General features: G+C 71.2%; 13 protein-coding genes and 1 pseudogene. 8 read left to right on the forward strand and 6 right to left on the reverse strand.

What is annotated here, in order from left to right:
* The first annotated feature begins 47 nt into the window (after nt 1–47).
* The 5 genes from ABD371_RS34525 (at nt 48) to ABD371_RS34545 (ending at nt 5738) form a co-directional block, all read left to right on the forward strand.
* Nucleotides 48–1418, forward strand: coding sequence for a flavin monoamine oxidase family protein (locus tag ABD371_RS34525; RefSeq protein WP_344486294.1), 1371 nt, complete (start codon nt 48–50; stop codon nt 1416–1418).
* 70 nt (nt 1419–1488) lie between these two features.
* Entirely contained in the window at nt 1489–1902 is a 414-nt protein-coding gene (locus ABD371_RS34530; protein ID WP_344486297.1) for a YybH family protein, read from the forward strand.
* A 104-nt stretch (nt 1903–2006) separates the two neighbouring features.
* The gene (locus ABD371_RS34535) at nt 2007–3191 is read left to right on the forward strand and encodes an acyltransferase family protein (RefSeq protein ID WP_344486300.1); all 1185 of its coding nucleotides are present in this window, start codon (nt 2007–2009) and stop codon (nt 3189–3191) included.
* Nucleotides 3188–4795 (forward strand): aspartate aminotransferase family protein, encoded by a 1608-nt coding sequence (locus ABD371_RS34540; protein WP_344486303.1) that lies wholly within the window; start codon nt 3188–3190, stop codon nt 4793–4795. Before ABD371_RS34535 ends, ABD371_RS34540 begins: the two co-directional genes overlap by 4 nt.
* Before the next feature lie 109 nt (nt 4796–4904).
* Nucleotides 4905–5738 (forward strand): SDR family NAD(P)-dependent oxidoreductase, encoded by an 834-nt coding sequence (locus ABD371_RS34545; RefSeq protein WP_344486305.1) that lies wholly within the window; start codon nt 4905–4907, stop codon nt 5736–5738.
* Nucleotides 5739–5753: 15 nt separating this feature from the next.
* Here the strand turns inward: ABD371_RS34545 and ABD371_RS34550 are convergent, their stop codons facing one another.
* From ABD371_RS34550 to ABD371_RS34565, 4 genes are all read right to left on the reverse strand, one after another.
* Entirely contained in the window at nt 5754–13163 is a 7410-nt protein-coding gene (locus tag ABD371_RS34550) for a LamG domain-containing protein (protein WP_344486308.1), read from the reverse strand.
* Between the two features lie 268 nt (nt 13164–13431).
* On the reverse strand, nt 13432–14985 hold the full coding sequence (locus ABD371_RS34555; RefSeq protein ID WP_344486311.1) for an MFS transporter: 1554 nt from the start codon (nt 14983–14985) through the stop codon (nt 13432–13434).
* 91 nt (nt 14986–15076) lie between these two features.
* Entirely contained in the window at nt 15077–15655 is a 579-nt protein-coding gene (locus ABD371_RS34560; protein WP_344486314.1) for a hypothetical protein, read from the reverse strand.
* Nucleotides 15652–16650, reverse strand: coding sequence for an alpha/beta hydrolase (locus ABD371_RS34565; RefSeq protein WP_344486316.1), 999 nt, complete (start codon nt 16648–16650; stop codon nt 15652–15654). The genes ABD371_RS34560 and ABD371_RS34565 overlap by 4 nt, the downstream gene beginning before the upstream one ends.
* 643 nt (nt 16651–17293) lie before the next feature.
* On the opposite strand from ABD371_RS34565, the pseudogene ABD371_RS35930 reads away from it, so the two are divergent.
* Nucleotides 17294–17512, forward strand: a pseudogene (locus tag ABD371_RS35930) (AfsR/SARP family transcriptional regulator); the annotation flags it as partial.
* A gap of 66 nt (nt 17513–17578) precedes the next feature.
* Nucleotides 17579–20350, forward strand: coding sequence for a BTAD domain-containing putative transcriptional regulator (locus ABD371_RS34575; RefSeq protein WP_344486322.1), 2772 nt, complete (start codon nt 17579–17581; stop codon nt 20348–20350).
* On the opposite strand, the gene ABD371_RS34580 is transcribed toward ABD371_RS34575, so the two are convergent.
* The gene (locus tag ABD371_RS34580) at nt 20329–20721 is read right to left on the reverse strand and encodes a pyridoxamine 5'-phosphate oxidase family protein (RefSeq protein ID WP_344486325.1); all 393 of its coding nucleotides are present in this window, start codon (nt 20719–20721) and stop codon (nt 20329–20331) included. The genes ABD371_RS34575 and ABD371_RS34580 overlap by 22 nt on opposite strands.
* Before the next feature lie 51 nt (nt 20722–20772).
* Complete coding sequence (locus ABD371_RS34585; RefSeq protein WP_344486328.1) at nt 20773–22539, reverse strand: aspartate aminotransferase family protein; 1767 nt, start codon at nt 22537–22539, stop codon at nt 20773–20775.
* Between the two features lie 306 nt (nt 22540–22845).
* Between ABD371_RS34585 and ABD371_RS34590 the strand changes: the two genes are divergently transcribed.
* Nucleotides 22846–26834: type I polyketide synthase (locus ABD371_RS34590; RefSeq protein WP_344486331.1), on the forward strand; the 3989-nt coding region annotated here is incomplete at its 3' end.

The following is a 26834-nucleotide window of genomic DNA, read 5'->3' on the forward strand; positions in this document are numbered from 1 at the left end:
GAAATGTGAGTACCTTTCGGCCGATTACCCGCCGGAATCTGATCAGGGTGGGCGGCACCGCCGCCCTGGGAGCCGGCGTCGCGGCCGTCGCCGGCCCGGCCGCCGCCCGGACCCGGACCGCCAAGACCGGCCCGTACGACGCCATCGTCATCGGCGCGGGCTTCGCCGGCGCGACCGCCGCGCGGGACCTGCGCGACCTGGGACTGCGCCCGCTGGTGCTGGAGGCCAACAACAGGATCGGCGGCCGGGTCTGGACCAGCACCCACTTCGGCACCCAGATCGAACTCGGCGGCGCCTGGTTCCACCCGAACTACCACCGCACCTACGCCGAGATGACCCGCTACAACCTCACCACCGTGGTGGACGCGCCGCCCACCTCGGTCTACGTCCGCACCGGCAACAGCGGCTACCAGTCGGTCGACCCCGTCATCACCGCCAACCGGATGGAGCAGCTGCTCACCCAGATATTCGACGGCTCCCAGAACTACTTCGCACAGCCCAACCAGCCGCTGTTCCGGTCCGATCTGCTCGCCTCGGTCGACCCGCTCTCGCTCGCCGACCGGATGAACCAGCTCAACCTCAGCACCCAGGACCGCAATCTGATCCAGGGCCTGATGGCCACCTACTCCGGCGGCGACGCCGCCAACGGCGGACTCACCGCCCTGGCCCAGTGGTGGGCCCTGTGCGGCTGGAACGCCCAGGGGTGGAACCAGATGACCTCCGCCCGGGTGAACGGCGGCGTCACCTCGCTCGTCCAGGCCATCCTGAACGGCGCGCAGGCCGATGTGCGCCTGAGCCATCCCGTCGTCCAGATCGCCCAGGCGAACAACCAGATCACCGTCACCACCCAGAACGGCGCGACCTTCACCGCCCCCGTCGCGGTCGTGGCGACCCCGGTCAACAAGTGGAAGACGATCACCTTCTCTCCCGGGCTGCCCACCGTGCACGCGGACGCCACCAACGAAGGCGTCGGCGTCCGCCCGATCGCCGCCAAGATGTGGCTGCGGGTCTCGGGCGTCCCCGGCCGCGTCTTCGCACAGGGCGCGCCCGGCGACCCCATCGCCAGCCTGGTCACCCACCAGCATCTGAGCAACGGCGACAACCTGATGATCGCCATCAACGGCCCCGGACTCAACGTCGGCAGCCTGGCCGCCGTCAACGCCGCCGTGCAGCAGATCATCCCCACCGCCACCGTCGTCGGCAAGAAGGTCCAGGACTGGGCCAACGACCCCTTCTCCGGCGGCGGCTGGGGCATGCGCAAGCCCGGACAGCTGCTGCGCCAGCTGCCCGCGATCCACCAGCCGCACGGGCGGATCACCTTCGCCGGCGCCGACATCACCAGCGGCTGGGTCGGCTCCTTCGAGGGCGCCATCCAGGACGGGGCACGCGCCGCGAGCCAGGCGGCGGCTCTTATCTGAACCACGTCGAGGCCGCCCCGAATCCGGCCACGACGCCACTCCCAGGTGAGACTACGGAGGCACCCCCACCATGGCCACGGACATCCAGCCGGGAACCCTGGACCTGGAACTCACGGACGATCCTGAGCAGCAGAACGAGGTCTTCCTCGCGGCCTTCAACACCAACGACGGGAAGATCTTCGACTCCCTCTACCGGGAGGACGCGATCTCCAACCTCTCGGGCCGGCCGCTGACCGGAGAGGAACGCACGCGGGTCATCACCGAGCTGCTCGCCGGCGGCCCCCGTCTCGCGGCCGACTTCAAGAGCGCGTACATCGCCGGAGACGTACTGCTGATCTTCGTCGAGTACGACCTCGATCTGCCGGATCCCGACGGCGGCCACAACCGTATGCACGGCATCTGCACCGATGTGCTGCGCCGCGGGGACGACGGCAAGTGGCGCATGGTCATCGACCGCCCGGTGGCGCTGGAGACCACCGCCTAGAAACGAGCGGCACGGGTCCCGGGGCGGGCACCGCTCGCCCCGGGACCCGTGCCGTCCCAGGAGTTCCGACCGATCGGCCCATGGACCCATGGAGAGACCAACTGATGACCGAGACACGCTCCGAGCAGCAGCAGCAGCAGCCGCTGGTGGGGACGGAGGGCAGACGGCCGCCGCTGCTGTCGCTCACGGGAATGCGCGGCGTCGCCTCCGTGATCGTATTCCTCTGCCACATCATGATCCTGGCCGACGATCTGCCCTACGACATCGACCTCCTCCACATATTCGAGGACGCCGAACTCCGTGAGAACTACCGCTACGCCGTCGGGTTCATCGGCTACACCTGTGTGTCCTTCTTCTTCGTCACCAGCGGTTTCATCCTCACCTGGGCCCAGCGGGCCAAGGACACCCGCGCCCGCTTCTGGCGGCGGCGCTTCTTCAAGATCTTCCCGTTGCACCTGGTGACGTACGCCATCGGCCTGGTCGTCCTGACCGGGTCCATGAGCTCGGCCGCCGACATCCCCGCCGTCTTCCTGGTGCAGAACTGGACACCCGACCTGCGGGTCATCTTCAGCGCCAACGGGCCGAGCTGGTCGATCTCGGCGGAACTCTTCTTCTACGCCCTGTTCCCGCTGCTGCTCGCATGGATCACGAAGATCAGGGAGAACCGTCTCGTCCTCTGGCTCATCGGCACCGGGGTCGCCCTCCTCGCGGTCACCGTCTTCAGCCATCTGACGCTCTCCGTCGCCCATCAGATCTGGTTCAGCTATGTGTTCCCGCCGGTCCGCATCCTGGAGTTCATCGCCGGAATCATCCTCGCCCGGCTGATCATCAGCGGTCGCTGGATCACACTGGGCATGGGCCCCGCCGCGCTCATCCTCCTGGCGTCCTGCGTCGTCGCGCGCGCCCTGCCCGAGGTCTACGCCTTCGCCGCGGCGACCTTCGTACCCGTCGTACTGATCGTCGGCGCGGCGATCAGGGACGACGTCGAGGGAATCCGCTCCCCGCTGCGGAGCCGCTTCCTGGTCTGGCTGGGCGACCTCTCCTTCGCCTTCTATCTGGTGCATCTGTCCGTGCTGGTGGGAGCCAGAAAGCTGGTCGGGACCGAGCAGTCCTGGGGAGTCGCCGGAGCCGCCCTGTTCATCGTGATCACCTACGCGGTCACCCTGCTCTGCGCCTGGGTGCTGCACACCTATGTCGAGAACCCCGCCATGAGGCGATGGAGCTCCCCGAGGAGACCGGCCGGGGAGAAGACCGCCGCGCCGCCCCAAGCCGTGAGAGGAACGGAATGAATTCCGCCAGCACCACCAGCACCACCAGCACCGCGAACACCGGCAGCACCGGGATCAAGCTCGCCGAACCCCACCTCGAAGACGTGCTGTCCTCGGCCGGGATCAACGTCGAGTACACCCGCGCGGAGCGCAACACGCTCTACTACCGGGACCAGGACGGCCAGGAGGTCCCCGTCCTCGACCTGGTCGGCGGCTTCGGCTCGCTGATCCTCGGCCACAACGACCCCGAGATCGTGGCCCACGCCAGGGAACTCCTCGCGGCCGGGACGCCGATCCACGCGCAGTTCTCCCCGCACCCCCACGCGAACCGGGTCGCCGCCGAACTGAACCGCGTCATCCACCGGGAGACCGGCGACTCCGAGCCCTACTTCGCCGTCTTCGCCAACAGCGGCGCGGAGGCCGTCGAGGCCGCCGTCAAACACGCCGAACTCGACCGGGGCCTCCGGCTGGCCGCACTCGCCGAAGAACTCGCCGCGCACCGCGAGAGCGCCCGCGAGGCCGTCGCCGCCGGCGCGACCGTCCGGGCCGACGCCTTCGAGACCGCAGGCACCGCGCCCGAGGACGGCATCGAGGGCCTCATCGAGGCGGTGGAGCGGAGCAACGACCGCCGGCTCGCCCGGCCGCCGCTCTTCCTCGCCCCCGAGGGAGCCTTCCACGGCAAGCTCATGGGCAGCGTCCAGCTCACCCACAACGAGGCCTTCCGCCTCCCCTTCTCCGCGCTCGCCGCCCAGACCCGCTTCATCCCCGTCGACCAGCCCGACGCGCTCGCGAAGACCGTCCGCGAGGAGCGGGCCGTCATTCTCGACCTGGTCGCCGAGGACGGCACGGTCTCGCTGACCGAGCGCCCCTTCCCGCTCTTCTGCGCCTTCGTCCTCGAACCCATCCAGGGCGAGGGCGGCATCAAGGTCATCGGCGAGGAGTTCGCCCGCGAGGTCCAGCGGGTCTGCCGGGAGATCGACTGCCCCGTCGTGGTCGACGAGATCCAGAGCGGCATGGGCCGCTCCGGCGCGTTCCTCGCCAGTTCCCTCATCGGACTGCGCGCCGACTACTACACCCTCGCCAAGAGCCTGGGCGGCGGAGTCGCCAAGACCTCGGTGGCGCTGATCCGGCAGGGCCGGTACCGCAAGGAGTTCGAGCTGGTGCACAGCTCGACCTTCGCCAAGGACGGCTTCTCCAGCCAGATCGCCCTCAAGACCCTTCAGCTGCTGGAGGCCGACGACGGCCGCGCCTACCGGCTCGCCCGCGAGAGGGGCGAGAAGCTGCTGAGCGTCCTGGAGCTGATCCGGGCCGACTTCCCGGAGGTCGTCAAGGACGTACGGGGCCGGGGACTCATGCTCGGCATCGAATTCCACGACCAGGCGGAGACGACATCACCCGAGATCCGCGCCGTCGCCGAGGCCGGCTTCCTCGGCTATGTGATCTCCGGCCATCTCCTCAACGAGCACCGGATCCGGGTCTTCCCCACCGGCAGCTCCGTCAACACCCTCCGCATGGAGCCGTCGATCCATCTCGACGACGAGGAGATCGAGCGGATACGCCAGGCGCTGCGCGCCGTGTGCCGGCTCATCCGCGACCAGGACGGCGGGCGTCTCGTACACGCCTGACCGACCCGTAAAACGCTTTGACGCCCCACGACGGCCGGTCCGATGATGAGCAGCCATCGGGCCGGCCGACGCCGTTCCGCCCCACCGACCTCAAGGGTGCCGACCACACATGTCCGAGTTCGTTCCGGAGAACGTCACACCGATCGACGCCTCCGCCACTCTGCACGGGCGGGTCGCGCTGGTGTCGGGAGCCAACCACGGGATCGGGGCGGCCACCGCGATCGCGCTGGCCGCCCGGGGAGCCAGGGTGCTCCTCACCTATCTGCGGCTGGACGACGCACCCGACCCCGCCACCCCGGACGCCTATCGGCACAACCGGGCCCGGGCCGCCGCCGATGTCGTCGAGGCGATCCGGGGCGCGGGCGGCACGGCCGAGGCCGTGGAGGCCGACCTCGCCGATCCGCTGACGCCGGCCCGGCTGTTCGACACCGCCGAGGAACGCCTCGGCGGGGTGGACATCCTGGTCAACAACGCCAGCGGCTGGCTCGCCGACACCTTCAAGCCCGGCGCGACCGACCGCTTCGGCCGACGGCTGCTCCCGGTCACCGCCGAGTCCTTCGACCGCCAGTTCGCGGTCGACGCCCGGGGCGGCGCGCTCATGATCGCCGAGTTCGCCGACCGCTCGGTGGCACGGAAGGCCGGCTGGGGCCGGATCGTCTCCCTGACCTCCGGCGCGGGCGGCGGATTCCCGGAGGAGGTCTCCTACGGAGCCGCCAAGGCCGCGCTGGTCGACTACACCCTCGCCGCCGCGACCGAGCTGGCCCCGTACGGCATCACCGCCAACGCCGTGCACCCGCCCGTCACCGACACCGGCTGGGTCTCGGACGAGGTGCGCGACCAGGTGGGACGGGTGGCAGGCCCCGAGGAGGTCGCCGAGGTGATCGCCTTCCTCGCCTCCGAGCAGGGCCGCCTCGTCACCGGAAACCTCCTCCATCTGAAGTGAGCGCGCCCCGGAAGGTCAGTCGATCACCCCGTAGTAGTCCGCGAAGAAGCCGATGATCTCCGTCGCGTACGGCAGGAGCTGCGGCAGATGCGCGGCGAGCGCGGTACGGGTGGCATCGGCCAGATCGGCGGAGGAGTCGGTCGCGGTCCGGATGTAGGGGTCGAGCCGGCGGATCAGCTCGTAGTTGCTCTGGATGTCCACGCCGCGCAGCGTCCCCTCCACCGGGGGCGCTCCCGGCGGCGGCACCGCGGGCAGGATGCGGGAGACATAGGTGACCCGGTGCAGCACCCGCCAGCAGGGCGGCCTGCGGTCGCTGTGCCGCGCCTGGCGCAGGGCCGCCGCGTTGGAGTCGGTGCTGTTGGCGAGCCAGACGGGATCGGCGACCTTGTTGTAGAAGTCGTCGAAGTGGGCGGTGTCCTGGCCGAGGTAGAGCGTCATGAAGCGGTAGGCGTCCACCTTGCCGGGGACCCGGACCGGCCTGCCCGCCGTGTCGTACTTGGGCTGGCCGTTCTCGTACTTCTGGAGGTCCCGGGTCGGGTTGCACTCCACCGCCAGGCTGTGCGAGCGGGTCGCCTCCTTGGCGCGCTGACGGGTGACGGTGAGCCCGCCGCCCACCGAGCCGTCCAGCTGGAAGCCGATGCCGACGCCCGCCACCTCGAAGGAACCCTCCAGGGACCCGGTCACCGCGCCGGAGAAGCTGTAGGAGCCCCCGGTGGTCTCGCTGACGACGTCCACGGTCCCGGTGGTCTCGGCGAAGAAGCCGCCGTCGGCCGTCCACACATAGGTGTTGACGATGTTCCGGTTGGCGAACGACCCCGAGGACTCCGTCGGCGCGCTCTTCTCCGGAGCCCCGGGCGCCGAGCCCACGACCGACTCCAGCACCTTCGCGGCCCGCTCCGAGGTCGGGTCCGCGTCATGGGTCTCGGTGGAGACGCTGTCGTAGTAGTTCTCCAGCTGCTGCCGCTCCCGCAGGATCCGCCGCTTCAGCGCGTACGCCTCGCGCGGCTTGAAGTAGCTGTGCTCACCGCGCTGGGAGGCGTTGGCGTAGGCGGGATCCAGCACCTTGCCCTGGGCGTTGAAGCCCACCGCCCCGTCCAGCGTGCCCTGCTTGGTGTACTGGGGGTTGATCGGGAACGAGATGATGTTCCAGTCCTTGGGGATGTCCGGATTGGGCAGCATCCGATACGCCACCAGCGCCCCCGAGTGCGCCAGCCGCAGCGCGTACACGTCCGCAGTCTCCGACTGCACCAGCGCGTAGCCGTTGTTCGCCGGTACGAAGCGCCGGCCGATGTCGCTGTTGAGGGGCTTGCTGGGATCCTCCCAGCTGCCGGTGAGGGTGGCCGAGGTGTCCCGGGCGGTGCTGGTGCCCTGGGAGACGGAGGTCTCGTCCGTCCAGCCGTTGGAGAACTCGAAACTGCCACCGATCCGGCCCTTGAACGAGGCCGACACCGCCGGCGCGGCGGTGCCGATGCCGAGCGGGGCCATGATCAGCAGCAGGCTCTCGTCCACCTCGTTCCCCGCCGAGACGCTGAACGCGGTGTCGGCGCTGCGCTCACGGGCGGAGGAGAGGGTGGAGGTGACCTCGTCGGCCTGCTGGAAGGTGACACTCGCGCAGCCGGTGGGGTCGGTGCCGCCGGTGAGATTCTCCGACGGAACCGGTGGCGCGCCCTCGACGTAGCCGATGAGCTGGGGGTCGAACTGGACCTGGCTCACCCACTCGCTGATCAGATCGCCCACCTTGTAGCCGGTGGTGAGCCGCCAGACCCCGTTCACCAGCTGGGAGTAGGAGCGCTTGAGCACCCCGTACGCCTCGCCGGCGCGGGTGTACTGGAGATCGGCGTACTCGGCGGCGGCCGGCGGCGCGGAGATCTGCTCGTGGAAGGCGGTGCGCACCCCGGTCAGCGCGGAGCGCACGGCGGCGGTGTCGGCGGAGACCGGGGCGGTGGACAGGACGATCTGCGGGCGGGTGTTGGCGGTGCCGATCGCGAGGTCGTTCCCGCGCAGGGAGTGGTCGCGGACGATGTCGTTGGCCGTGGTGATGGAGTCCGCGTCGAAGGGCCAGTAGGCCACCAGATCCTGTTTGTCGCCCTTGACCCGGGTGAAGAGATTGTCGAGCAGCTGCTCGGGGGTGCGGGCGGTGCGCCACAGCCGCACCTCCTCCAGGGTGCCGCCCAGCAGATCGTTGAAGATCCCGCTCGAGTTCCTGGAGTACCCCCCGAGGGTGAGCTGTTCGTCGCCCCACTCGTTCAGCAGGTTGAGGGTGGTCGAGTCGCAGGGGACGGCCTGGCCGTTGCGGTAGACCAGCAGGGAACTGGCGGCCGGGTTGGGGTCGGCGGCCCAGGTCGCCCCGTGCAGCTTGAGGTCGTATCCGCCGGCGGTGTCGGCGGTGGTGCTGCCCTCGTTCTCCTCGAAGATCCAGCGGGCGAGCAGTCCTTCGTCCCGGGGCTGGATCGCGGTGCCCAGCTGGTTGATCTCCCGGGCCTTGCCCCAGATCCGCACCTCGCCGATCGTGCCCTTCAGCCCGTGGACGGCGGTGCCCTCCCTGGCCCGGCCGATCTCCAGCGCGCCGTCGTTGCCGCGTGGCCCGGGGCCCGTGTAGCGGCTGGTGCCGAGTTCGGCGCCGTCCACGACGAAGCGGATGTCGTCCCAGGCCTTGGCGTCGACGCGCTCCACGACGTCGATGTTCTTGCTCTGGGTCTGGCCGTTGGTGTCGGTGTAGGTGATCGCGCGGGTGCCCTTGATCTCCTCGGTGGACCGGCCGGCCTTGCGGACGACCGCGATCCGGCGGAAACCGGCGGCGATCGCCGAGGTGGAGGTGAAGCGCTTCACCGTGGGTCCGGGCTCCTCGAACGCGAACTCCAGCTTTCCGTCCGGGCGTACCGCGAGCTGGTACGGGACGCTGCCGCCGGAGCCGTCGCCGAGCCGCCCCTTGGAGACGAGGCCCTGACGGCCGCCGATGGCGTCGACGGTGGCGAACACCTCGATCGTCAGATCCCCCGGTACGTCGAGGGCGTCGGCGTCCGGGGTCTCGGCCCAGGAGGAGCCGTTGAACGCCAGCGCCCAGGACTGCTCGTGGACCGCCGCGAGATGGGCCCACTCGCCGTTCAGATAGATCTCCTTGCTCTTGCGGAACTTTTCGCCCACGCCCACGACCACCCGGTGGCCCTTGAGCGCGGAGTCGACCGTCGCCGACGTGGTCGTGCCCCAGACCCCGCCGTGCCGTCCCAGGGGGCCGAGGTCGGGGAACTGGCTCAGCTGGGGACGGGTGCCGTCGTAGATCCAGGCCCCGGTCAGCCCCGGCTCCCTGGGGGAGACGCGGCGGTTCTTGTCGGCGAGGATGTCGGCGGCGGACCGGGCCGTGCTCCAGGTGCGCAGCTCGGCGAGCCGGCCCGAGAAGTGCGTAAAGGTCCCGCTGTCGGTGCGGCCCACGATGAGCTGTCCGGTGCCGCTCGGCACGGCGGTCGCCGTGCGGCGGGCCACCTCGACCCCGTCGCGCACGATGGTCTGGACGCGGCTGGTCCGGTCGAAGGTGACCGCCCAGTGGTGCCAGTCCCCGTCCGTGTATGTCGCGGTGGTGGTGAGGTCCTGCCCGGTGAAGGCGAAGCGGAACGCGCCGGTACTGGTGAAGCCGACGCTCAGCCCGTTGGTCCCGATGGCGACGATGGTGTCGGCCACCGTGCGGCCGGTGGTGCGCCTGAGCCAGCACTCGATGGTGAAGTCGGTGCCGGTGGGGTCCGCGTTCGGGATCGCCATGGCGATGTCGGTGCCGTTGAGGGCGATGCCGCCGGGGACCGTGTCGGTGCTCAGGGCGAGCCCGGCCCTGGTGCTCCCGCGATTCAGATGGAGGACCCTGGCGTTGCCGACCGACTCGGTCGTGGAGTTGACCCAGGCCTCGACGGTGAGATCCCCGGTGACGGTGACCCGGTCGAGGCGGTCGGCCGGCAGCGACAGCCGGTGGGAGTAGCCGTCGAGGGCGAACGCGCGGCCGGGGGAGTCGCCGCGCCAGCGGCTTCCGTACCCGGCGGCCTGCGGGGTCGCGGTGCCGTTGGGCACGGGGAGGTCGCCCTTGTCGGCGCTGACCGTGATCCAGCGCGAGCCCTCGGCCAGCGAGGCCCCCGGCCGGGAGGAGGCGGCGCGGTCGGCGTCGTAGCGGATGAGCGAGACGGGGGTGCCGGCCGTGACCCCGCCGGGCGGCGCGGGCACCACCCGTAAGGTGGTCGATCCGACGGCGGCGGCCGTGTTCACCAGATAGTTGCTGGTCCCGATGCGTACGTAGGAGGGGGCGGGCACGGCGAGCCGGCTCGCCTGGGTCAGGGTCACCACCTCGCCGGAGACGCTGGCGACCGTGCCGACCTGCACCGGTTCCTCGGAGTCGCCGTTGACGGCGGCGGCGAGGTCCCGGGCGCGGCGCGGCAGCCGGAGGAAGGTCTCCGTCTCCGTCCCCCGGGTGAGGGTCAGATCGCAGAGTCCGGGCACGGCCGCATTGTTCACCGTGGCGTCGGTGACCCGGATCTGGGTGGTGCTGAGGTCGACCCCGGGGTCGCGGGCCGTGAAGAGGGTGGTGAGACCCCCGCCGACGAGCTGCTGCACCCCGCGCACGGCGGTGGTGTCCAGATAGGCGGCGAAGAACTGGCTGTTGGAGCCCTGGAAGTAGAGCACCACCCGGCCCGTGGCGCTGTCCATCAGGAAGGGGGTGGACGAGCCCCGGGCGAACCTCAGCAGCCCGCCCGCGCTGCTCAGTCCGCTGGCGTCGATGCCGATGTGCGGTACGGGCAGCACCAGGTCGCCCGCTCCCATCAGCCCGTTGGTGAGCCGCGCCAGCTCCTCGCGGCCCGCCCTGATCTCCGCCCACTTGGCGGCGTGGTCCCGGCCGCGCTGCTCCAGGGTCGTATTGATCGTGGCGACCCGGGAGATCTTGGTCTGAAGGGCCGCGTCGGGCAGCAGCGCGATTTTCACGACGCGGAAGCGCTTCGCCTGCTGCTCATTCCCCTGGACGCCCGCGCCGAGCCAGAGACCGCTGCCGTCGTTCTGGAGCTCGATGTCGGCGCCGATGTTTCCTCTGATGAGCCACCGGGAGGAGGCGGGCAGGGTCCCGGTGAGCGTACGGCTCACCAGCTTGACCACCGCGCCGGAGGCGGTGGTCGCGGGCTCGGCGACCAGATTGTCCGCGCCGATCCTGACCAGGGCGCAGATGGGGTTCCCGTATCCGACCTGGCTGCCGGGGATGGGCCGCAGCTGCCACTGCGCGGCCGGGGTCCGCAGCAGCGCCAGCGCCTGACCGTCGGCCGCGCTCTGGCTCGACAGGCTGGTGGAGGTCTCGGGGTCGTAGACCGCGCCGGTGGCGGCCCGGAGTTCCACCGACCACTTGGTGGGATCGTTGGCCGCAGCCAGGGTCGCCCAGGAGATCTCCGACTCCAGGCCCGCCTTCTCGTTCTCCAGATTCCGGATCTCGGTCTGGATGGTCGAGGCCTGGGCCTCCAGCTGGGTGACCGCGTTCGATTTCGCCGTGGTCTGCTCGCTGGTCGCCGTCGTCTGCCGGTCGATGTCCGCCAGGGTCAGCACATCCGGGACGGCGGCGAGCCGTCCGTCCGCGCCGACCCCGAGGTCGAGGGCGGCGATGTGCGCGTCGGCGGTGGCGTTGCCGGTGGGGCGGGTGGCGAAGGCCAGCAGCACCCGGGCCTGCCGCTTGGCGGGCTTGGCCGAGTCCTCGTAGCCGGAGGCCAGCTGTTCCTGCTGGTAGTAGAGGGAGGCCGCGAGTCCGGAGACCACATCGCGACCGGCGACGGTGAAGCTGTCCCTGCGCACCCCCGGGTGGTCGCTCACCTGGGCCTCGGAGGTGACCCAGGTGGCGGTGCCGGTGACCGTGCCGAGGGCGGCCGTGTCGGTCTGGTCGTACACCGCCGTCCCCGCGCCCTCGTCGAGCCGGTAGTAGGCGATCAGCCCCGGCTCATTGCCGATCAGCCGGTACGAGCGCTCCTCCGTCAGCTCGCTCCGCGAGCGGGCCCGGTTCCAGATCCGCACCTCGTCGACGGCTCCGGCGAAGAAGCCGCCGGACTGTGCCGAGCCGATCCGCAGCGAGGCGTTGCCGTCGGTGGGGTAGGCGAGCGCCGCGCTCGCGCTGAACGCGCCGTTGACGTACAGGGTGGCGGTCGTGCCGTCGAAGGAGGCCGCGATGTGCGCGTAGGTGCCCGCCGGAACGGTCTGGCTGGAGGTCACGGAGCCGGTGCTGTGATCCAGCACCACCTGGCCGGTGTTGGTGATCCGCAGCTGGAATCCGCCCTGGCCCGAGCCCGCCCAGCGGGCGATGACCGGACCGCCCGCCGTCTGCGGCCTGACCCAGGCCTCCACCGCGTACGGCTTGCCCTGGAACTTCAGCGCGGCGGCGGCCCCGAGATCCACGTACGCGTTCGTGCCGTTCAGCTGGAGCGCCGTCTCGGCGAGTCTGTTCTCCGGGCTGACCGGGACCAGCGGAAGGCCGGTGAACGGGCAGGTGCCCGGGGCGCGTTCGAACACCGAGCTTCTGTAGTCGGCGCTGGGGCTGGTCCAGTAGCGGCTGCCCTGGGTGTTGAAGAGCCCGTCCTCGCCCTGTTCGACATTGAAGGAGTCGACGCGCCGGGTCACCCCGTTGTGGGCGAAGAACTGCCAGCGCTGATGCCCCTGCACCGTGGTCGGGGTCAGCAGCGCGGCGAACCGGCCCTCGGTGAGATTCCTGATGAACGCCAGCTCCTGCGTCGGCTCGTGGAACGGCTTGCCGTCCATGTCGCTCGCGCCGAGGCTGTCCTTCGAGGACTGCGGCTCGCTCTTGTGCCTGCTGCGCCGGAAGCGCACCTCCGACACCGGCTTCAGCCTGCCGTCGACCAGCAGGAACCGGTCGACCAGCAGGGTGTCGGCGACCACCGGCACCTTCGCCCCGCCGGTGGCGGTGACGAAGTCGGTACGGGTGGTGTCGCCGGAGGAGCCGCCGCCGGACAGCGTGAACACCGCGTCGGCGTGGGCCGCGCCGATCGCCTGGCGCAGCACCACCACATGGGTGCCGTCCGAGGTCACCTGGAAGGGGGCCGGGGCGGTCAGCCGCGCGGTGCTCGACAGAAAGGCGTCGGTCTCCTCCGGGGAGAGTTCCTGGTCCGCCGCCGCCTCGGCCCGGCCGCCCTTCTTGACCACGGGCATCGCCACCGCGCCCACCAGGGCGTAGCCGACTTTGACGATCTCGTCGGGGAACGGCAGCTCGACGGGGTTCTCGGACCAGTACGCGGCGTCCAGCTCGCCGCGCTTCTCGTCGTACACGGAGAGGTCGAGCACGGTGTAGAGGACGCGCCGCTGGTTGTCCAGGGCGAAGGCGAGGGCGGTCCCCTGGTGGCGGACCATCGTGGTGTGGGTGTAGGTCCGGTCGCTGTAGATCTTCGACAGACTCCGGTCGGTGGTCATCGTCGTCGTCACTCCTGTTCACACGGCGTCCGGGCACGGCGAAGCGATGGGCACGGCGGCCCACGGCCGTACGGGAACGCGTCGGGGGACGGGAAAACGAGAGACAGTTGAGCACGGCGGACCATTCGCCGAATATCGAACAGACCGTCAATGGCCGATAAAAGCAGACAGGTATGACTATCCGCCTAAGTCGGCTGTTCGGGGCCGCGCTCCCGGCTGGCCGGGAAGCGCGATACATCCATGCGGTCGGATGTGCGAAGCTCGCTGGTCAGTGCGATTTTTTACGGAATGCCACCAGTACGACGACCGCGCCCAGCGCGGCCACGATCCCGCCGACGACCGCCGTCACATGCATCGCGTACAGGAAGCTCTCGTCGGCCGCCGCGACCAGCTCCGGCAGCTTCAGCTCCAGACTGATCTGCCGCGCCGCCTCGGCCGACTCCTTCGCGGCCTCGGCGGCCGGCTCCGGCAGCCCCGCCAGCCGGGGTTCGACGTCCGAGCCGTACACACTGGTGAGCAGCGAGCCGAGGACGGCCACCCCCAGCACACCGCCGATCTGCCGCATCGAGTTGTTCACCGCCGAGCCCGCGCCCGTCCGCTCCTCGGGCAGGACCGACATCACCGCCTCGGTGGTGGGGGCCATCGCCGCGCCCATCGAGGCCCCCTGCACCAGCAGGAGCAGCCAGAAGTACGTCATCGGGGTGGATGCGCCGAGCCAGACATAGGCGAGGAAGGTCCCCGCCGCGACGGTCATGGCCACGCTCACCACCGGGCCCAGCCCGAATCTGCGGACCAGCGCCGCCGAGGCGGGAGCGCCCACCAGCACTCCGATCGCCACCGGCAGCAGATTGAGCCCGGCCTCGAAGGGACTCTGTCCCCGGACGCCCTGGAGATAGAAGGAGGTGTAGAACATCGACCCCGAGAGGCTGAAGAAGGTCAGCATCACCGAGAGCGTGGCGCCGGTGAACCGGGCGTTGCCGAAGAGGCGCACATCCAGGCTGGGGGTGGCCACCTTCAGCTCCACCAGCACGAAGACGGCGAGCACCGCCAGTCCGCCGACGATCGGCCACAGCACGCCCGGACTGGTCCACTCGCCGAGGTGGCCGCCCTCGATCAGCCCGTAGACCACCGCGCCCAGGCCCGTGGTGGAGAGCAGCACCCCGAGCGGGTCCAGCGAGGTGCGGACCGTGCCCCGGGCGGCGGGCAGCAGCAGAAGCGCGCCGATCACGGTGATCGCGGCCAGCGGGACGTTGACCATGAAGACCGAGCCCCACCAGAAGCGCTCCAGCAGAGCGCCGCCGACGAGCGGTCCCGCCGCGATGGCCAGCCCGCTGGAGCCGGACCAGATCGCGATGGCCATGGCCCGCTCGCGGGCGTCGAACACGGCGGCGATCAGGGAGAGCGTCGCCGGCATGATCAGGGCGCTGCCGACGCCCATCGCGCCCCGGGCCACGATCAGTTCGGCCGGGCTGTCGCTCGCCCCCGCCCAGAAGGAGGCGGCGGCGAAGATCAGCGTGCCCGCCAGCAGCAGTCTGCGATGGCCGTAGCGGTCGCCGAGCACCCCGCCGCTGAAGAGCATCACGGCGAAGATCAGCGTGTAGGAACTGATGCTCCACTGAAGCTCATTGGTGGTGGCCCCGAGCCCCTCGACGGGATCGGCGAGGGTGTTCAGCGCGACATTGAGGATCGTGTTGTCGAGCCAGACCGTCAGCTGGGCGAGGACCAGGACGGCGAGGGCGAGCCAGCGGCGACCGCTCGGGGTCCGGGCCGGGGGCTCGGCCTCGACCCGGCCCGGGTTCTCTCCTGCAATCGGCTGAACCACGGGAAGGCCTCTCGCTGTGGATGTCGCACGCTGTCGACCGATCGTTCACGGAGTGCCGAAGCGTGGTCAACTTCCCTCGGGAAACTGGCAGTTAGTTGCCACCGCCGACGGGTGGACGTACCTCCTTCGGCCGCCCCCGGCCCTCCGCGAGGTCGCGCAGCGTCAGCAGCTGACGGCGCATCATCAGCAGATCTCCCCAGGCCATCATCTTCAGCCGGGGGCCGCCCAGCGCCCCGGGCCGTCGGCCGACGACCATCTTCACCAGCAGCCGGCAGCTGTCCGGGCCCTCGGGGACCACGGCGTAGGTGAGGGCGAACCGCCCGAAGGCCCGTATCGCCCAGGCCCTCGTCAGCAGCAGCGTCAGATGCCGGTCCTTCTCGAAGGAGACCAGCTCGAAGATGGTCATCACCCGCTGGCCCTCCGCCAGCACCTCGGCCCCGGGGGTGAGTCTTCTGGGGCTGCGGCGGCCGAAGTTGTCCAGACTGTCGTAGCTGTACGGCGCGACCTTGAGCTGGCAGAGCCAGCGGAAGACGGTCGCGGCGTCCGCGCGTACGGTCACCGCCCGGATCCAGGGCTCGGCGTCCGGTCCCAGCAGATCGTCGCAGGGGTAGGAGTCGGCCAGCTCCGCCGGCCGCGCGCCCCACACACGGGGCGATCCCGAGTCCCTCATCCGCCCAGCGCCCGCTTCAGGAAGGCGAGGACCGTGCCCCGGTAGTGCTCCGGGTCCGTCTTCATGCCCTGGAGGTGCTCGGTGCCGGGCAGCACCTCGAACTCGGCCCCGGGATAGCGGGCGGCCAGCGCCCGGGCGCTCTCCACCGGGATGATCGAGTCCTCCTCGCCCGCCAGGATCAGCACCGGTGTGCGCAGATAGGCGTCCGTGGCCGGCGGCGGCCATTCGGCCTGGAGCATCGCGGTGCCCAGCCGGGAGAAGACGGCGGTCAGCACCGGCCAGGAGGGCCGGTGGCGCAGCGGCGGCGGCACCGGGAGCCCCTTGGCGCGCAGGAAGTTCTGGAACAGCGGGAGCAGTTCGAGGGCGGGGCCGCTGTCGCAGACGATCGCCTCCACCGGGCAGCCGGCCCGCTTCAGCAGATAGAGCGAGGGGAAGGTGGAGAAGGAGAACCCGTAGACCGCGTACCGCGCTTCGGCGTACTCGGGCATCGCCCGCAGGGTGTCCACGACCGCCACCACATCGTCGGTGTGGCGCTCGCTCAGCCCCCAGAACGCCTTGTCCGAGTCGCTCAGACCGTGGTTGCGGTGGTCGAACAGGGCGACCGTGTAACCCGCCTCGTGGAGGAAGGCCGCCTGGGCCAGGCTGGCCGACTTGCTCAGGCCTATGCCGTGGCCGACGACCACCACCCGGTCGGTGCCGCCCCGGCAGAGCCAGATGTGCAGCTTCCGCCGCCCGCCGGGCAGCCGTACCCACAACTCCTCCACCGGCAGCCCGAAATCCTTCGCGGGATGCTTGTGATGGGGCCGCCGGGGCGGGTGGTAGACGAGATACGAGAGCAGCGCGCCGTAGACCGGCGCGGCGGGCAGCGCGGGCACCGCCAGCACGCGTTGCAGAAGGGAGCCCCGGCGGGCCGCCGGCCGCTTCCCCCCGGTCTCCGAAGCGTCCGGGGCCTCCGGATTTCCTCTGTCCCGCTGTCCGGCCGGGTCGTTCGGCATGCGTCTCCCCCTCTGGGTGTCGCGGCCCGCGCACGGTCCGCGAAAGTCGGTCTCAGCCGCAGCCGCCGGCGTGTCCCCCCGTCGGCCGAGCGCTTCACCCTACTCTCGAACTCCTTTGCTCCGTCGGCCCCTTGACCTGCGCCGCTGAACGCCGCGCGGCGCGCCCCGGGGCGGCGTGCCGAGCCCTGCGCCCGCGTCGAGGGGGCCGGGCCGGGACGTCCGGCGAATAAATCGCCGGGGCTACCCGAAATCCACCAGGACAAACAACTGGTTGATTGACTTAGTTATGTCTCGTCATTTGACCGGGGGTGGGAGGATGGTTCACCGGACGGCGGGAAGCATGGCGTACGGCGCCGATCGAGCCCCGGAAGACCTGTTCTTCGTGTCATGTCCAACTTCTTCCGGGAAAACCGGAAAGATCGGAGGGGCGGAGCCGGGGAAAGCATGTGCTTATCATTGGTGTTGAGGGCGGGCGCCCCCATGGTCGACCTGCTGAATTGCGAAGTGATCACTTCCCAAGCGGGAGTTGGGTGTGTCATGCTGACGACAGGGATTTTGGTGTGTCACGCTGCCCTGTCGTGCTCTTCCCTGATTCGCATGAAGCGCGCTGCTCGTGGATCCCAAAGGGGGGAAATTGAATTCCGTGCGTTTTCGGGTTCTCGGCCCGCTCGAAGTCTCCTTCGACGGGATCCCCGTCGCCTGCGGCGGACCCAATCAGCGCGCCATTCTGGGGCTTCTCCTCCTCCATCGGAATCGCGTCGTCGCCACGAGCAAGATTGTCTCGGCGCTGTGGGAGGAAGATCCGCCGGCATCCGCCAGGAAGATCGTCCAGAATGCGATATCGCATCTTCGCCGTGCCCTCGGCGTCGGCCGGAACAATCATGGCAACTGCTCCCTCCTCACCCGCGAGCCGGGATATCTGCTCCGTGTGGATCAGGATCAGCTGGATTTGGCGGAGTTCCAGGAATTGGCCGGGCGCGGCCGGGGCGAACTGGAATCGGGCGCCCCGGAGACGGCCTCGCGTTCGCTGCGCACGGCGCTCGGACTGTGGCGGGGAGCGGCCCTGGCCGACCTGGTGGAGAAGGACATCCGCTGGCCGGAGATCACCGCGCTCCAGGACATGCGGCTGGATGTCATGGAGGACTTCTTCGAGGCGGAGCTGGAGTGCGGCAGGGCGGGGTCGATCCTGACGGAGATGCAGATCGCGGTCGAGTCGCACCCCCACCGCGAGCGGCTCTGCGAGCAGCTCATGCTGGCGCTCTACCGCTGCGGCAGACAGGCCGACGCGCTCAGCGTCTACCGGGCCTTCGGCCGCCGGCTGAGGGCCGACCTCGGTCTGGAACCGAGCCGCCGGCTGAGGGAGTTCGAGCATCTCGTGCTGGTGCACAACGAGGCACTGGTCCCCGCCGACGCACCCTCGCCGGCCCTCAGGGAGACGGCCACCATCGCTCCCGCTTCCGCTGCCACCGCCGCTCCGGACCGGCCGGCGGCCGATCGGCCGGTCCCGCCGGCCGCCCCGCCGCCCGGCGGGCGCGAGCCCTCGCCCTCCGTGATCCGGACCGGCGGCGTCCTTCTCCTCCTCCGGCACGCCGCGCCCGCGCCCGGTCCCGGAGCGCCCGGCGGCACGGCGTCCCCCGGTGCGGAGCCCGGGGTGGCCGCCGTCCTGGAGCAGGAGGCGTCGCGCCACGGAGTGAGGCTGACGCCCGCCCCGGGCCACTCGTGGCTCGCCGTTCTCGGCGGCGGTCAGGAACTCTTCGGCGGCGACGCCCTGCGGGCCGTGCGGACCGCGGTGGCGATCCTGCGGCGCGCGGCGCGTTCCTCGTCCCTGCGGGCGGCGGTGGTCGGCCCCGGGCACGAGGCACGGTACCGGCTGCCCGGGGACCCGGCGCTCGACCGGTACTGGGCGCTGCTGGCCGGCATCCCGCCGGGCGAGGTGCGGGTCTGCGACAACATCCGCCGCGCGACCGAACACGACGTTCCCTACTTCCGCGAAGACCCCTCACCGGTCGGCTGGAAGGTACAGGCCCCCGCCCCCGCCCCCGCCCCCGCCGCCGCCGACCCCGCCGGGCGCGGCTCCGCGCGGCACATCTTCGACCGGGGCTGCGAACTCGACGTTCTCACCGACATGCTGAAGCTGGTGTGCCACCGGACCCGCCCGGACCTGGTGACGATCCTGGGCGAGCCGGGCATCGGGAAGAGCAGCCTGGTCTCCGAGTTCGAGCGGCGGACCCGCACCGACCCGAACACGGCCCATCTCCCGGTGGTCAGGGTCGCCGCCTCCGGCGACGGTGTCCGCGCCGCGCTGCGCGAGACCGTACTGCGGTACTGCGGCATCGAGCAGCCGGCCGGTCACACCGCTGACAACGATGGCATCCCGGACGAGCGGCTCTGGGCGGGAGTCCGCCCGGCCGCCGAGACCGACGACGAGGCGCGGTGGATGTTCGCCGGTCTCCGTGTGCTCCTCGACCCGCCCGGCCGCTCAGGCACCCGGTCCTGGCGCGACGCGCTGCCGTTCTGGCGGCGTTTTCTGACCCGCTCCGCGGCCGGACGCCCCCTGGTGCTGATCGTCGAGGACCTCGATCGCGCCGACGGGGAGGCACTGGAGTTCGTGAACACGCTGTCGCGGACCCCCGGGCCGCTCCCGCTGCTGCTGGTCACCTCCGCCCGGCCCGAGCTGCTCCGGCAGCGGCCGGGCTGGGGCACGGACAGCAGACACGCCGTCACCCTCACCCTGGAGCCCCTCTCCGACAGCGCCGTCAACCGCTTCCTCGAAGTCCTCTTCGGCCGGCACGGCATCTTCTTCAACCTGCTGACCATGAACAGCGAACAGCAGCGACTCGCCGTCAACTTCTGCGAGCAGCTGCTCGGACACATCGGCGGCAACCCGATGTTCGCCGTCGAGTACGCCCGGATGCTGATGGACTCGGTGCCGCTCGGGCCCGGTGACCCGGCACACCGGCCCACCCCCCTTCCCGGCGGTCCCGGCGACATCGTCTCCGCCCCGCTGCTGCCCAAGGTGTTCGAGGTCATCGCGGGCCAGCTGCGCTGGATCACCGGCGAGGCGCGGATCACCCTGCGGGACGCGGCGGTCCTCGGGGACGCCTCGGAGCCGGCGGCGGTGGCCGCCCTGGGGCGGCGTGACACCGGCCGGGTCGCCCGCGACCTGGAGCAGCTGGAACGCCTCGGCATCCTGGTGAACCGCTTCGACCGGCCCGCCGAGGGCTGCCGCCGGTACGCCTTCCGCCACCGGCTGGTCCGGCACACCGTGTACACGGAGATCCCCGAGGCGGCGCTCGCGGTCAAGCACCGCAGGGCCGCCGCCTGGCTGGAGGAGCACCGCGGCGACCGGATCGAGGCGATCGCCCAGCACCGCGGCCGCTCCGCCGGCCTGGCCGGCGACTCCGCCGGGACGGTGATGGACCAGGCGCGCGACTACCTCATCGGGGCCAGCCGCACCGCGGACACGGTGGACACGCTCAGCAAGACGGCCCGTCACTACCTCGCCGCCGTGGAGAGCCACACCAACTGGTTCCCGGCCCGTCTGGACCTGCTGATCCACGACTGGCGGGAGCTGCTGCGGAAGACCCTCGGTCCCGGTCTGCCGCCCGCCCCCGAGAGGGGCGAGCTGGTGCCGGCGGGGAGCCCCGCGTACTCCCCGCTCCTCACCCGCGGCGAGGGTCAGGCCCTCTCGGGGTGGTGAACCATCCTGGTGGGGGTGAGCCGGACCAGGATCGAGGTGTCACCGGCCGGGGTGACCTTGCCCCAGTACTTCATCATCAGCTCCTCCGCGGCCTTCTCCGCCCCCTCGACCGTGACCTCGGCGGTGCCCCGGATCTCCACCGAGGTGTAGGGGTCCGACAGGGCGAACACCGACATGCTGATCCGGTTGTTGTGGAGGATGTCCCGGTGCTTGCGCCCGTCCTTCGCCACGACGAAGAGCACGGTGTCGCCGTCCCGGTGCGCCCAGATCACCGAGGTGCGCGCGCTTCCGTCCGGACCGACGGTGGCCAGGCTCGGGAAGCACTTCCCGTCCAGGATTTCACGGGTGTTCCGGTCGAGGCTGATCGTCATGACGGGGCGGGTCCTTTGCGTTGATCGGAGCGGGCAGGTGATCGCGGTGATTCATTCACCGAGGGACACGACCCGTTCTATATGAGAGAGGAGCGTCTCGTCACTCAGATCGGCGAGAGACGGGTCGAATGCCCGGAACTCCTCGGGTGTCGTCGGGTTTTGGACAGCGGAATCGCCGCGCACGGAGCGGAAGTCCCTGATCTCGGTACGCGGTTTCGGCGTCCGCCGGTCGGACACCGGGTGCAGCAGATGCAGGGCGTCCTGGTTGCGCAGGACCGAGCAGAGCGCCCGCAGCGCCGCGTCCAGCCGCCCGATCTCCGCGTCGGTGAGGTACAGCGAAGGCTCCAGCCGCAGCGTGCTGGACGCGCTGGCCGTGGGGGCGATCCGGATGCCGTGCTCCCACAGCAGATAGCCGGAGGCCACCCAGCCGAACACCCCCTCGCGGTACTTCGCCCGGATGAAGCCCGAGACCGCGTCCGACTGGCTCCGGAACTCCACACCGAGCATCAGCCCCCGGCCGCGGACCTCCCGTACCACCTCGGGGAAGTCCTCGCGGACACGTTCGAGCATCGCGGCCAGCGCCGCCCCGCGTTCGGCCGCCCGCCGGTAGGCCGCGCCGTCCTCCGCCTCCAGCAGCCGCAGTGTCTTCAGCGCCAGTGAGCTGGAGAAGCTGTCCTTCGCGAAGGTCGAGCTGTGCACGTACTCGAACGCCTTCTGGTAGCGGGAGACGCGCAGCAGCACGACCGAGACCTTCGCGATCCCGCCCCCCAGGCTCTTGGCCAGCGCGTAGTAGTCGCCGCGCAGACCGATGCCGGAGCTCGCGAAGAACGAGCCGGTCCGCCCCATGCCGCTCTGGATCTCGTCCAGCACGATCGGGCAGCCGGCCTCCGCGAAGACCCGCTGCGCCTCCCGCGCGAACTCGGGGCTGATCTCGCGGATGCCGCCCTCGCCGAGGATCGGTTCCACCACGAAGGCCGCCAGGGTCGGGACGACGCGTTCCCCGACGGTCACGGCCCCGTCCCGCACGGTGAGATGGAGCGCGGTCACCCGCTCCTCGTCCACGGCCTTGCCGATCGCGCCCGGGTCGTTGAACGGGATGAACCTGGCCTGCGCGGCGAGCGCCCGGAACGGCAGCCGGAAGTTCTCGTTGTGGGTGAGCTGGACGCTGCCCGCGAGCTTGCCGTGGAAGGAGCCCTCCACGGTGAGGAACACCGGCGGCGCGGCGAACGCCGCCTCGTTGACCGACGTCACCTTCGCCGCGAGCCGGTCGAAGCCGCCCGCCGGGTCCCAGTCGTCGCCGGCCAGGCCGAGCAGCGCCCAGGTCTCCTCCGGCACCACCGCGGCACCGTCGAGGACCGCCGCACGCGCCCGGTCGAGATCGGCGGCGATCTCGTCCCGGAGCGCCGTCAGCTTGACCACCCGCTCCAGCTCCGCGTGCTTGAGCGCCACCTCGATCGCCTCGGCGCCGCTGTTCGCGAAGATCGAGGTGAAGTCCTCCGCCGCCCCGGTCTCGCGCCGGACGATGGTGTTGAGCAGCGCCGCCACCTCATTGGCCTCGGCACGCCGGGAGAACTGCGCGTGGATCGGCGTCCCGGCGTCCAGCAGCCGTTTCGCCTCCGCGACCAGCTCCGGCCGGTGGTGGCCCAGGATCAGCGACCCGTAGCCGCCGGTGGCGTCCAGCACCTCCACCTCGGCGCCCCGCTCGTCCAGCCGGTACAGCGAATTCCCGCTCGCGCGCGTGTACTCGACGTCGAGTCCGAAGCCGGCGAACAGTGAGCCGAGATGGGGCTCCGCGAGTTCCTTGCCCTGCGAGTCCATGGTGTCCTTCCGGTACTGAATTGCGTCTTTGCCCGAGCGGGTCGCGGCGGCGGAAGAAGAGGGACGCGACCGCTCTCCGTATGGAGGGAGGACCCTACTGGCGCGCGGTATGGATCGGGTAATTATCCGGTATCCGTTCACCGTTCGGTAATCACTGAATTCCTGTTACCGGATCTATGACGGATCCTGGAATCGGTCGGATAGGTTCGCGCTAAATCCGATGAGGAGAAAAGGCAAGGCCGCACTCGCAGGGGCATGGGCCCGGCGGCTCGTACGCGGCCGGAGACGTCGTCTGGGGTGCAGAAATTGAGTGAGTCATTTTCAGGTCCCGCCCGTAATCCGCAGGCCGAGCCGGAGGCCATCGCCGTTGTCGGCCTGTCCTGCAGATTTCCCGGGGCCGCCGACCCGGCGGTCTTCTGGGAGCTGCTCCGCGAAGGGCGGAGCGCCGTCACCGAGGTCCCGGCCGACCGCTGGGACGCGGACGCCCTCCACCACCCCGACCCCACCGTCCCCGGCACCGCGAACACCCGCTGGGGCGGTTTCGTCGACGGCGTCGCCGACTTCGACCCGGCGTTCTTCGGCCTCTCCCCGCGCGAGGCCGCGTCGATGGACCCCCAGCAGCGGCTGACGCTGGAACTCGGCTGGGAGGCCCTGGAGAACGCGGGCGTGGTGCCCGCCACCCTGCGCGGCGGCGCGGTCGGCGTCTTCGTCGGCGTCGCATCCGACGACTACGCGGTGCTCCAGCGCCGCGGCGGACGGGCCATCGACCGGCACACCCTGACCGGAGCGAGCCGCGCCGTCATAGCCAACCGGCTCTCCTACACCCTCGGACTGCGCGGCCCCAGCCTCTCCGTGGACTCCGGCCAGTCGTCCTCGCTGGTCGCCGTCCATCTGGCCTGCGAGAGCCTCCGCCGCGGCGAGTCGGAGATCGCCCTCGCGGGCGGGGTGAACCTCACCCTGGCCGAGGAGAGCACCGTGGGCGCGGCCCAGTTCGGCGCGCTCTCCCCGCAGGGCCGCTGCTTCACCTTCGACGCCCGCGCCGACGGCTATGTACGCGGCGAGGGCGGCGGTCTGGTCGTCCTGAAGCCGCTGGCGGCGGCGCTCGCCGACGGCGACACCGTCCACTGCGTCATCGACGGCAGCGCGATGAACAACGACGGCCCCAGCCACACCCTCACCACCCCCGACCGGAGCGCCCAGGAGGCCGTCCTCGCCGCCGCCCACCGACGCGCCGGCCTCGACCCCGCCGAGACCGACTACGTCGAGCTGCACGGCACCGGAACCCGGGTCGGAGACCCCGTCGAGGCGGCCGCGCTGGGCGCGGTGCTCGGCGTCCGGCGGCCCGCGGACCGCCCGCTGCGCGTCGGCTCGGTCAAGACCAACATCGGCCATCTGGAGGCCGCTGCCGGCATCGCCGGTCTCATCAAGACGATCCTGGCGATCCGGCACCGTGAACTCCCCGCCAGCCTCAACTTCTCCTCGCCGAACCCCCGTATCGACCTGCCCCGGCTCAACCTCCGGGTGCAGACCGACGCCGAGCCCTGGGAGTCGCCGCGCCCGCTGCGCGCCGGTGTCTCCTCCTTCGGCATGGGCGGCACCAACTGCCACGTCCTGCTCTCCGAGCCGCCCACCGCCGTGACCGGGCCCGCCCCGGCCGCCGCCCAGGAGCCGGCGGACGGCGGTCCGCTGCCCTTCCTGCTGTCGGCGAAGACCGCCGAGGCCCTCCCGGGCCAGGCCGGGCGGCTGCTGGCGCTGGCCGAGGACCCGGCCGCTCCCGCCCCGGCCGACCTCGCCCACTCGCTCGCCACCACTCGTACCGCCTTCCCGTACCGCGCCACCCTGGTCGCCGCCGACCGTGCCGAGCTGGCGGAGCGGCTGGCCGCGGTCGCCGACGGCGGGCCGCCGGCGGTGTCCCGCGAGAAGACCGGCGTCGCCTTCCTCTTCACCGGCCAGGGCGCGCAGCGCGCCGGGATGGGCCGGGAGCTGTATGAGCGGCATCCCGTCTTCGCCGAGGCCCTGGACGCCCTCTGCGCGGAGTTCGACCAGCACCTCGAACGCCCGCTGCGCGAGGTGATGTTCGAGGAGTCCGGCCCGATCGACCAGACCGCTTTCACCCAGCCCGCGCTCTTCGCCTTCGAGGTGGCGCTGTTCCGGCTGCTCGAACACTGGGGCGTCCGCCCCGACGCGGTGGCCGGCCACTCCATCGGCGAACTGGCCGCCGCGCATGTCGCCGGCGTCTTCTCCCTCGCCGACGCGGCCCGGCTGGTCGCCGCCAGGGGCCGGCTGATGCAGGCGCTGCCCGAGGGCGGCGGCATGGTGGCGCTGGCCGCCGCCGAGGAGGAGGTGGCCGCCGAACTGGGCGGCCGTGAGCGGGCGGTGAGCATCGCCGCGGTCAACGGCCCCGCGGCCACCGTCGTCTCCGGCGACGCGGACGCCGTCGAGGAGATCGCCCGGATCTTCCGCGCCCGGGGCCGCAAGACGAAGAGCCTCGATGTCAGCCACGCCTTCCACTCGCCCCATGTGGACGCGGTCCTGGAGGAGTTCCGGCAGGTCGCCGCCACCGTCGACCACCGGCCGCCGCGGCTGACCCTGATCTCCAACGTCACCGGCGAGATCGCCGATCCGGAGCTGGTGACCACCCCCGGCTACTGGACCCGTCACATCCGCGAGGCCGTGCGGTTCGCCCGGGGCGTCGAGACCCTGCGCGCCCGGGGCATCGACACCTTCGTCGAGGTGGGCCCCGACGCCACGCTGACCGCGCTGACCCGAGGCGTCCTCACCGCTGCCGGCACGGACACCGGCACAGGCAACGACACGGAGGCGGAGGCGGTCGCGCTCGCGCGCCGGGGCAGGAACGAGCCACGGGCGCTCCTCGACGGCCTCGCCCGGCTGTACGACCGGGGCGTTCCCGTCGACTGGACCCCGCTCCTCGCCGACACCGGCGCGAGCCGTGTCCCGCTCCCCACGTACGCCTTCGCCAGGGACCGCCACTGGCTCGAACCCGCCGCCGCGTACGCCCCCGGAACCGGCACCGCGTCCAGCACCGGCACCGGCACCAGCACCGGGGCCGGGGCCGGGACGCCGGGGGAGAAGCCCGCCGGCCGCCGCGAGGCCGTCCCGCCCGCGGACCGTGCCCGCGAACTGTCCGAGGCCGACCGGCGCCGCGCACTGCTCCGTACGGTCCGCGCCGAGGCCGCCACCGTCCTCGGCCACGCCGGACCCGGGGCCGTCGGCGTCGACACCACGTTCAAGGAACTCGGATTCGACTCCCTCGCCGCCGTCGAACTGCGCAACCGGCTCCTCGCCACGGTCGGCGCGCCCCTGTCCGACACCGCCGTCTTCGACCACCCGACCCCCGCCGCGCTGGCGGAGTTCCTCCTCGGGCTGACCGCCGGTGAGACGCCCGAGGGCTCCACCGCCGAAGAGGCCGCGGCGGCCGGCGACCCGGACGAGCCGATCGCCATCGTCGCGCTCGCCTGCCGCTACCCCGGCGCGGACTCCCCCGAGGAACTGTGGCGGCTGCTGACCGACGAGAAGGACGCGCTCACCCCCTTCCCGACCGACCGGGGCTGGGACCTGGAGGCGCTCGAACGCCCCGGCCACCCGGGCGCGTCCACCACCTCGACCGGCGGATTCCTCGCCGACGCGGCCGGATTCGACGCCGGGTTCTTCCGCATCAGCCCCGTCGAGGCGCTGGCGATGGACCCCCAGCAGCGGCTGCTGCTGGAGACCTCCTGGGAGGCGTTCGAACGTGCCGGGATCGACCCCGCCACGCTGCGCGGCAGCGCCACCGGCGTCTTCGTCGGAGCCGGGGCCATGGACTACGGCCGCCGCCTCGACGAGCCCGCCGACGGCCTCGAAGGGCACCGGCTGACCGGTGGATCCCCCAGCATCATGTCCGGCCGGATCTCCTACACCCTCGGCTTTGAAGGCCCCGCCCTCACCGTCGACACCGCCTGCTCCTCCTCACTGGTCGCGCTCCACCTCGCCATCCGCTCACTGCGGCAGGGCGAGAGCACCATGGCGCTCGCCGGCGGTGTGACGCTGATGCCGACACCCGGCATGTTCCTGGAGTTCTCCCGGCAGGGCGGCCTCGCGGCCGACGGCCGGTGCAAGGCCTTCTCCGCCGCCGCCGACGGCACCGGCTGGGCCGAGGGTGTCGGGGTGCTGTTGCTGGAGCGGTTGTCGGATGCGCGGCGTCTGGGTCATCGGGTGTTGGCGGTGGTGCGTGGTTCGGCGATCAATCAGGACGGTGCGTCGAATGGTCTGACGGCGCCGAACGGTCCGGCGCAGCA

It is taken from the genome of Streptomyces amakusaensis (genome assembly GCF_039532665.1).
Classification (GTDB): Bacteria; Actinomycetota; Actinomycetes; order Streptomycetales; family Streptomycetaceae; genus Streptomyces; species Streptomyces amakusaensis.

Coding starts and splice junctions, on each gene's coding strand:
- ABD371_RS34560 (WP_344486314.1), bottom strand. CDS start 15,655: ATGAGGGACTCGGGATCGCCCCGTGTGTGGGGCGCGCGGCCGGCGGAG.
- ABD371_RS34540 (WP_344486303.1), top strand. CDS start 3,188: ATGAATTCCGCCAGCACCACCAGCACCACCAGCACCGCGAACACCGGC.
- ABD371_RS34565 (WP_344486316.1), bottom strand. CDS start 16,650: ATGCCGAACGACCCGGCCGGACAGCGGGACAGAGGAAATCCGGAGGCC.
- ABD371_RS34545 (WP_344486305.1), top strand. CDS start 4,905: ATGTCCGAGTTCGTTCCGGAGAACGTCACACCGATCGACGCCTCCGCC.
- ABD371_RS34535 (WP_344486300.1), top strand. CDS start 2,007: ATGACCGAGACACGCTCCGAGCAGCAGCAGCAGCAGCCGCTGGTGGGG.
- ABD371_RS34530 (WP_344486297.1), top strand. CDS start 1,489: ATGGCCACGGACATCCAGCCGGGAACCCTGGACCTGGAACTCACGGAC.
- ABD371_RS34585 (WP_344486328.1), bottom strand. CDS start 22,539: ATGGACTCGCAGGGCAAGGAACTCGCGGAGCCCCATCTCGGCTCACTG.
- ABD371_RS34580 (WP_344486325.1), bottom strand. CDS start 20,721: ATGACGATCAGCCTCGACCGGAACACCCGTGAAATCCTGGACGGGAAG.
- ABD371_RS34550 (WP_344486308.1), bottom strand. CDS start 13,163: ATGACCACCGACCGGAGTCTGTCGAAGATCTACAGCGACCGGACCTAC.